Source organism: Robiginitalea sp., from assembly GCF_049588695.1.
GTDB lineage: Bacteria > Bacteroidota > Bacteroidia > Flavobacteriales > Flavobacteriaceae > Robiginitalea.
This window is the reverse complement of sequence record NZ_JBAVZJ010000342.1, coordinates 1-6,865: the sequence shown is the minus strand read 5'-3', so window position 1 is coordinate 6,865 and position 6,865 is coordinate 1. Positions and strand designations below refer to the sequence as shown.

Below are 6,865 nucleotides of genomic sequence, written 5' to 3'. Positions count from 1 at the left end.
TCCCTGAGTTGATTCAGTTCTTCCTTGAGTTTTTTTAACCCCTCTTCCGTGTAATATGAAACGTTACTCATAGTGAAACCAATTTATAAACAGAAAATCCCCGTAATACTTACTTGAAGTGTAAGTTATTTTGAGGATTTAAACAAAGATAGGTTTTTTTTACGGAATTTTGCGGAAATCAAAAGTGATCGGATGTCCTTAAAACGCTTCTTACTCCCTGTCTTGGTGCTCTTTATACTCGTCTGTTGTGATAGCGATACCGGGCAGCGCAACCCGTATTTACAGGAATTGGGGTTCCGGTTTGAAATCAATCTGGCCCTCCCGTCATACGCCGATCTGATGACCATTGGCAACCCGGTTTACATCCCCACAGAGGGGGTTGGGATTCGGGGAGTGTTCGTGATGAACACAGGATTTGATGTCTTTCGCGCTTTTGAAGCCAGTTGTCCGAACCACAGCCCGAATTCCTGTTCGACCATGACCATTACCGGACAGAATGCACGCTGCTCTTGCGAGGATTACGAGTACAGTTTGTTTACGGGCCAGCAACTGGACCGCCCGGATGACGGCAATCGCTACTTCGATATGCTGGAGTATCGCGCAAGTGCGAGCGGGAATAGCGTTGTCATCTCCAACTAGGGCTTATCCTCAGAAACGAACCGTAATCCCGGCCAGGAAATTAATACCCGCCTGGGGATAATACCCTACTCCTTCAACCGTAGTTACACTTCCCGGATTACTGAAATCATCATCAAAGGTGTAGAAATACCCGTTTGAACTGAATTTCGCATCAAAAATATTGTTCACAAGAAGGGTAAGGGCCACATCCGGGAACCAGCCAAAGGGTTTCAAACGGTACTGCAGGTTAAAATCGGTTTGGGTGTAGGCCTCTAATTTGGATTTTTCGGCTTCAATATTGCTCATATACTGTTCCCCCACGAACTTGGTGAGCAGTGCAAACTGCAAGTCTTCTGAAAAGTTATATACCAACCGGCTCCCCAGAACGACTTCCGGAGAAAAGGCGATCCGGGTATTTCCCAAATTGGCCAGCTCCCCATCCCGCCTGAAAAAGAAATCGATATTCCTGTTGGTACTGAGGGCCAGGTTGGGTTGCCATTGAAAAGCCCGACCCAGTGGCATATCCACATCAATTTCCACACCCAACCTGTAGCTATCTCCAATATTGGAACGGATGGGAGCTCCTACATCGTTGAGATCCCCGGTGAGCACCAGCTGATCCTTATACCGCATATAGTACAGGTTGGCGTTTACACTGGTGCGTTCCTTCAGGTATCGCCACCCCAATTCAAAGTCCTGCAGGCGCTCCGGTTTGGGGTTGCCATTTTCATAGTCATTCCTGTTGGGTTCCCGGTTTGCAACGGCATAGGAAAAATACAGGTTCTGGGAAGGGTTGATCCGATATGTGATTCCGGATTTAGGGTTAAAAAACCGGAACCGATCATCCACCAATCCTGTTTGTTCCCCGTTTGCCTGGTATCGTACACCCCTGTACTGCAGATCCAAAAAGAATTGCCATTTGTTCCCCAGACGGTAATTGGCTTTGGCAAATATATTGAGGTCGTCCTTTTGAGAATCGTCCTCGTAGTAACGATCCCGGGGTTCGAGGCCCCCCGCATACCTGGCCCATATCACCTCTCCGAAGTGATCACCCCTGTAAGTATTCCACCCTCCCCCGAGGAGCACTTCCAAAGGCCCCTGACGATAAGTTCCCGAAAAAACAGTTCCGTAGAAATCATTGTCCAGCCAGCGCCGGCGTGCATAATCCATCGTACTGATTTCCTCCCCGTCAATAACCGGGTTATCCAGACCCAGAAAACTCAATTCAGCATCCGGGGCGAAGAGGATATTGGTGTAGTACCACTCGTCTACGTATTCTTCAAAAAATCCACGCCCCCGGGTGTAGTGAAGGGCAATGTTGGTTTGAAAAGCCCCCGTCCATTCCTGGTTCCAGTGCAACTGGAAGTGGTCCTGTTTGTAGTCGTCCACCTGGTTGTCGTAAAACCCTTCGAAATTTCCATCCCGGTCAAACTGGATGCCCGCGATATTGTAGCGGCGGTTGGTTTCCAGGTTGTTGTCCACCCCAATAGCGCTGAGCACATCGGGGTCAAAGCCATACCAGGACTGATATGTCACTTCATGCCCTCCAAACATAAGGGCCTTGAGCAGGGTCTTCTCTTTTACAAAAGCACCCTGAAGAAAATAGGAATCCAAATCCGAAGCGGCCCGGTCGATGTACCCGTCAGAAGCGATCCGGGAGAGTCGGCCGGAGAATTCAAATTGATCTCCCAACAAACCTGTACTGAATTTCGCGGTGGCCCGGTGGGTATTAAAACTACCTGCAGATGCCGTGAGTTCAGCGTAGGCCTCCGAGGAGACCACATCAGTGAGAATATTCAAACTGGCCCCAAAGGCTCCTGCGCCATTGGTGGAGGTCCCCACCCCGCGTTGAAGCTGCAAGCTCTCGGTAGAAGAGGCAAAGTCTGGCATATTGACCCAGAAAGTCCCCTGAGATTCGGCATCGTTATAGGGAACCCCGTTTATAGTGACATTCACACGGGTGGCGTCACTACCCCTTACCCGTATCCCGGTGTAACCAATCCCGGCACCTGCATCTGAGGTGGTGACTACTGAAGGCAGGTAATTCATGAGGATCGGGATGTCCTGCCCAAGATTGCGCCTGGCAATGCGGTCCTTTTTCAGGTTGGAAAAAGTTACCGGGGCCTCACGGGTTACCCGGACAGCTGAAACCAGCACCTCATCCAGGGCGATCTGATCCAATTCGGTGGTATCCGTTTGTGTTTGCTGGGCCAGTGTTGCGTATGGGATCGATAAAAACAATCCCCATAAAACCATCTTTCTCATTCGTGTTGCGATTACGAACAAAAGGGGCCATTATTCAGTAGTGAATTCGTTTTTGTAGCAAAAGCCAACCCGGATGGAAAGAAGGAGGTCCCCTAAAATTGAGGACGAACTCTCTTAGTGTTCCCTTGGCAGCATTACCTGCCCAGGTTCATCGGGTATAATCTCAGCCCGGTTTTTATGCGATCTACAATCCCTTAAAAACCAAAGCACCCCTTATGAGATGCTGCAAAGATACGGACATCCCACTGATGATAAAAATGATTATTCCTCTATTTGGCCTTTCCCAAAATCAGGGTTGGTGGGCCGGTTTGAGCAGGTCATTCACGGTTTTAACGGGGTTGAAAGTACTCCCCGGAACCTCCACAAATACGGTATTCCAATACGCCATCCCCCCATTCCACAGACCGGGAAGTTCCAGGGCCTTCAATTCCCTGCCCTCGAAGGTTTTTGAAGCGATAAAACCCTGTTTGGAATTCACGTATTGGAGCAGGTCCAATTTCTTGCCAAAAGCATCGCGTACCCCACAAACCAAGTCCACCGGGTTAAAGTGTGTCGACTTCTCAAAAATCTCGAGTTGGGCTTCGTCCTCTAAATCCACTTGGGCCGACTCGACAATCTGCAAAGACTCATTCCCCATGGTATCTTTTATCCAGAAGGGACCTCCCCCGGGATCTCCTTCGTTGCGGACCATACCGCAAACCCTTATGGGTCGAGACAGCTTGTCGATGAGCACAGCCATCTGTTCTTCAAGGCTGTAACCCGGAAAAGCATCGGGAAATCGTACGTTCAGCCCCGTTTCCAAAAATGCGTGGACCCGTTTTAATAAATCGTGATCCACCGTTCCGTCGACCAGCATCCTGTGAAAACTAAACGCCTTGGACTGGACCTTGAGCAGATACCCTGCCAGCACTTCCTTCCAGGCCGCAATTTCCTCGAGGGACCGGTCTGGTACTACATTGTCAACATTCTTTATAAATAGCACATCAGCGTCTTGCTCGTTGAGGTTCTCCAGAAGGGCACCATGTCCACCGGGTCGGAAAAGCAGCTGCCCGCTCCCATCCCGAAAGGGCTCATTATCAGGCGTAACTGCCAGGGTATCTGTGGACTCTTTTTGATACGAATAGGTGATCTTAAACTCGCAACCCGCAGCAGCGGCTATTGCAGCCGCAAATGAATCCTCTTCCTTCCGGAACAAATCCCTGTGCTGTGGAGAAATAGTAAAATGCAGGTGAGATACAGCACCCGAACTGCCATAGGCGGCCCCTTCCTTTAAATGTTCCACAAAGGGGGTCGCTGTCCGGTTTCCATACCTGTGAAATGGTAAAAGGCCTTTGGGGTAGAACCCGTAATTCTGTCCCTTTTCAGTGAGCATTTCAGAGATAAAAGCATATAACTGCTCCCCCGGAGAATTCGGCATTTTAGGGAGCGACCTCGAAATTTCACCGAAAAATGGAAAGCGCTCCAAACCCTCATAAAATGTTTTAATCGCTTTCTCATCCGGACGACTTAAAAATTCATCAAGGGATGTCTCCCCGGGCTTAAAACTTTGTAAAAATCCAAATAAATCTTTGAACATACGGGAAGCAGCCCCTGAGGCCGGAATAAACTTAAGGGCTCTCAGATCCGATCCCTGATCTTTATAATGTTTCCGCAGGTGCTGTTGTTGCTCCTGGGAAAGCCGGATAATCCCATCCCCGACAACAGCTGCTTTGGAAAGGGCTACATAGGGTATACCCTCACGAAAAGTTTCAATTTGTTGGGCGGCCTTCTCCGGGGTAATCCCCTTTTTGGACAGGAGGTGTTTATCTTCCTCTGAAAATGCATTCATGGATTCAAGAGTTTATCGATGTGGTAAATGGCTTCCTCAAGCCTTTTTGCAGGGGATCCCCTTAAGATAACAAAACTGCGCTTATTAAGCTCCAGAGCCGATTTGAATCGCGCGAACATTTCTTCCCGCTCCCCAGGTTTATCGCGCAGGTCGTCAGGAACCCAGGGCACGTCGATTCCGGTAAGTAAATACAAGTCGTAAGTGTTCTGCAGGGCATATCTTTCAATTTCCGGATCGCAGAACCCATTGTAGTACGCTTCAGAATACACTTTAGTCACCAAAAGGTCGGTATCACAAATCAACAATCGATTAGCCGAGCGGGTTAGGGTGTTTTCCAATGCGATCTGACCTGACGCAATAGGAGGAAGATCCCCCGGACGGCACGTCTGCCGGGTACGATCCCATTTTTCCTGCAGGTACTCCCGGGCGTATTCCGGAACCCACTCTGTCTGGTAATGGGAGGCCAGGGCTTTGGCAAGGGTCGTTTTCCCCGTAGATTCAGGCCCAAAAACCACCACTTTCAGGATGTTTGAAGGCTCTTGTTTAAACGTTTTTTCCAGTCCCTGTAACCTTGAACAGCCAAGATAGTGAATATCAAATACTGAAGGGACAACATTCCCCAACCCCGGTAGGCATAAAGGGGTATGGTAATGAGATCTGCCAAAATCCAGAGGGTCCAGTTTTCCAGTTTTTTAGTAGCCATGTACCACATGGCGGTAAAGAATATTCCAGAGGTGAGTATATCCACATAGTTAGAAGGGCCGATGGGTACCTCAAAAACCTTGTAAATAATGTAATTGAGGCCCGAGGCCCCGACAAAAAACAGAAATCCGATACCCTTTTCAGTTTTATTGGTTCTGGAAATATGCACTACCGTAGCTCCTTCTTTCCGCCTGGACCAGTTCCACCAACCATAGATACTCATCAGGGAGTAATACAGATTGATCATCATATCCCCCAGGAGCCTGTCCTTGAAGAAAAGGTACATTGTAATTACAGTGGCGATCAAGCCTGTGGGGTACACAAGGATACTTTCGCGTTTCGCCAGGACTACACTGGCAATTCCAAATACAAAAGCGACAACCTCAAGCAGGATAAAAAATAAGGAGCGTTCCCGGTATGGATCCAGGAAAAAATCAAAAATGGGGTTCATAGGCACTTCGGTCTGTTTTGACCATTTTCAAGTAAAAAACCCCCTGTTCAACCCCCTCCAGGCTCGTGTGAATTTCGCGATTCAGCACTTCCATAACCCGAGCGTAATCCCCGTAAATCTGTGTACTCATAGGGTTTTCAAGCACAGTGAGACCTGAGTTCCTAAGGGCTTTAATAAAACGAATAATCTGGGGCTCATACCCATCCTGAAGCGGGCTAAAGGTTAGTTCGACTGAAATTTCCATGGACTTTCTTTAAACATCAAAGGTAGGCGGTCTGATCGGAATCCTGCCAACGCATACATTGAGATCGGTTATAATCGCTCTCAAACACTGAGTGCATAGGCCAGGGTAAAGCCCTCAAATTCCTTGAAATAAACCTCAAATCTCCTGGAAATTCCTTTTAAAAACACCTCAGCACTTGTATGCCCGTCCCTCATATCAAATTCCGCAACCCGGATGTGATTTAAAAAACTCAGCCCGTGTATCCCCATTATTTTATAAATAGATTCTTTGGCGCCCCATACCATGGTCAGCTTGCGTATCAGCGCCTGATCATTGGCAAGGGTCCTGTATTCCTTTACCGGGGTAAACCGATGGGCGATCCGCAGTATTTTGTCTCGTTGCTTTTCAATATCAATACCCACCTCCTGTTTCTTTGAAAGGATAATCCCGGTAAACTCAAAGGAATGGGTGATGGAAATATAGGTACCATCCTTTAAATGGGGTTTCCCGCCCTCGTCGTAATACAGGTCTGCATCGGTGTACCCGGCCTGTGCCAGCAAGTGGCGGATGCTGAGAAATCCCCTTCGATGCAGTTCAGACTTCATCCCCTCCAGCCGCGACTGACAATGCGGAGTCAGGACAATATCCCTGGAGAGCCACGTCTCTGATTCTTCGATTTTCCAGAGGTAAATCTGGAAAGTCTCGCTATTTTCTACAGTCTTGTAAAGTGGCATTGTTTTGTAATCTTATCCGTATCTTTGAAATCGTTTTTCAGAAG

Annotated in this window: 7 protein-coding genes; 1 reads left to right on the top strand and 6 read right to left on the bottom strand. The window is 48.3% G+C overall.

The window, feature by feature from the left end; translation table 11 throughout:
- The first annotated feature begins 192 nt into the window (after positions 1 to 192).
- Positions 193 to 639 (top strand): hypothetical protein, encoded by a 447-nt coding sequence (locus WBV75_RS08320; RefSeq protein ID WP_424120168.1) that lies wholly within the window; start codon positions 193 to 195, stop codon positions 637 to 639.
- Positions 640 to 648: 9 nt separating this feature from the next.
- On the opposite strand, the gene WBV75_RS08315 is transcribed toward WBV75_RS08320, so the two are convergent.
- The 6 genes from WBV75_RS08315 to WBV75_RS08290 all read right to left on the bottom strand — a co-directional run bounded on the left by WBV75_RS08315 (position 649) and on the right by WBV75_RS08290 (position 6,821).
- Positions 649 to 2,883: a TonB-dependent receptor gene (locus tag WBV75_RS08315; RefSeq protein WP_424120167.1), complete on the bottom strand. Its 2,235-nt coding sequence runs from the start codon at positions 2,881 to 2,883 to the stop codon at positions 649 to 651.
- A 289-nt stretch (positions 2,884 to 3,172) separates the two neighbouring features.
- A complete protein-coding gene (locus WBV75_RS08310) occupies positions 3,173 to 4,711 on the bottom strand; it encodes a DUF4301 family protein (protein WP_424120166.1) in 1,539 nt (512 codons plus the stop codon).
- Complete coding sequence (locus WBV75_RS08305; protein ID WP_424120169.1) at positions 4,708 to 5,271, bottom strand: AAA family ATPase; 564 nt, start codon at positions 5,269 to 5,271, stop codon at positions 4,708 to 4,710. The genes WBV75_RS08310 and WBV75_RS08305 overlap by 4 nt, the downstream gene beginning before the upstream one ends.
- Complete coding sequence (gene pnuC, locus WBV75_RS08300) at positions 5,232 to 5,864, bottom strand: nicotinamide riboside transporter PnuC (protein ID WP_424120165.1); 633 nt, start codon at positions 5,862 to 5,864, stop codon at positions 5,232 to 5,234. Before pnuC ends, WBV75_RS08305 begins: the two co-directional genes overlap by 40 nt.
- Entirely contained in the window at positions 5,848 to 6,108 is a 261-nt protein-coding gene (locus WBV75_RS08295) for a thiamine-binding protein (RefSeq protein WP_424120164.1), read from the bottom strand. The genes pnuC and WBV75_RS08295 overlap by 17 nt, the downstream gene beginning before the upstream one ends.
- Before the next feature lie 80 nt (positions 6,109 to 6,188).
- Positions 6,189 to 6,821 (bottom strand): 4'-phosphopantetheinyl transferase family protein, encoded by a 633-nt coding sequence (locus tag WBV75_RS08290; RefSeq protein ID WP_424120163.1) that lies wholly within the window; start codon positions 6,819 to 6,821, stop codon positions 6,189 to 6,191.
- Positions 6,822 to 6,865 lie beyond the last annotated feature (44 nt).